The following is a 1,115-nucleotide window of genomic DNA, read 5'->3' on the forward strand; positions in this document are numbered from 1 at the left end:
CGTTGAATCTGCTCCCATATGCCATACCCCCAAGGACGGATTACCATGCAGCCTCGAACTGGAGAGTTCTCAGCCATTTCTGACTGGATAATCACTTGTTGATACCAGTCAGAAAAGTTTTCATTTCTTGTAGGTGATATTGCGTTTTTCATAGGACCCTTGCTTTGAAGTCGAAATTGTTATTCGAAATGGTGTCGTAAGGGGTAGGTATATTTATTGAGCTTTGAAATTTCAAGACTTCATGTGTGGTTTTTCATATTTCAGAAATTTCCTTCAGAAGGATCTTTCTTTTTGTAAAGTTACTTCGCACTTCGAAGTGTTCGTTGACCACAAAGAACCCCCGACGCAATCGCTTCGGGGGCTAGGGCACTCACTGCGCCCCAAACACCGCCGTCCAGTAAATCCCCGCATCGCTCTTCGGGTCGGTCGCATACGCCGCGCCCAGTTCACGGAACTGCGGGTTCATCAGGTTGGCGCAGTGGCCGGGGCTGGTCAGCCAGCCTTCGACCACCTTGCGTACGCTGTCTTGCCCGGCGGCGATGTTTTCGCCGATCTGCTGGAAGTCGTAGCCGGCCAGTTCCGCGCGGTCGCCCGGGGTGCGGCCATCGCGATCCTTGTGGTCGAAATAGTTGTTGTTGGCCATGGAGCGCGAGTTGCCTTCGGCGGCGGTGGCCAGCGTGGCGTTCCAGGCCAGCGGCGCAGTGGCATTGAAAGACTGGTTGCCGCATTGACGCGGCTTGGCCCGTGCGGCGTTGAGTTCGATGAGCAGCTTCTGGCCCTCGGTCTGCCAGTCGCCCAGGTGTGAACTCAGCAGTGGCCGCGCCACGACGATGCGCCACTGATTGTCCTGGCGGCTGACGCCGACATCGACGAACTGCGGGTCGAGGACGATCTGGCAAAAGCTCTCCTGAATCGCCTTCATCGCCGACGCCGCATCGCGCGGCCCGGACAGGCTGATGGCCTGCACGTTCTTCATCGGATAACCCGCAGTGGCCATGGCCTGCTGCAGATTGCCAATGCTCGGGGCGGTCAGCACCAGGCGCGGGTCTGCCGACAGCGGCGGCAGCTCCGCTGAGACCTGGCCGGCACAGCGTTGCAGTTGGCTACGGTAGACG

1 protein-coding gene is annotated in these 1,115 nt (G+C 57.9%); it reads right to left on the reverse strand.

The window, feature by feature from the left end; all coding sequences use genetic code 11:
* Window positions 1-370 precede the first annotated feature (370 nt).
* Window positions 371-1,115, reverse strand: a 745-nt coding sequence (locus tag ACXRVY_RS30780) for a CAP domain-containing protein (protein ID WP_458239177.1), incomplete at its 5' end; no start/stop codon positions are given.

The sequence above is a fragment of the Pseudomonas sp. P5_A2_2 genome (assembly GCF_054177685.1).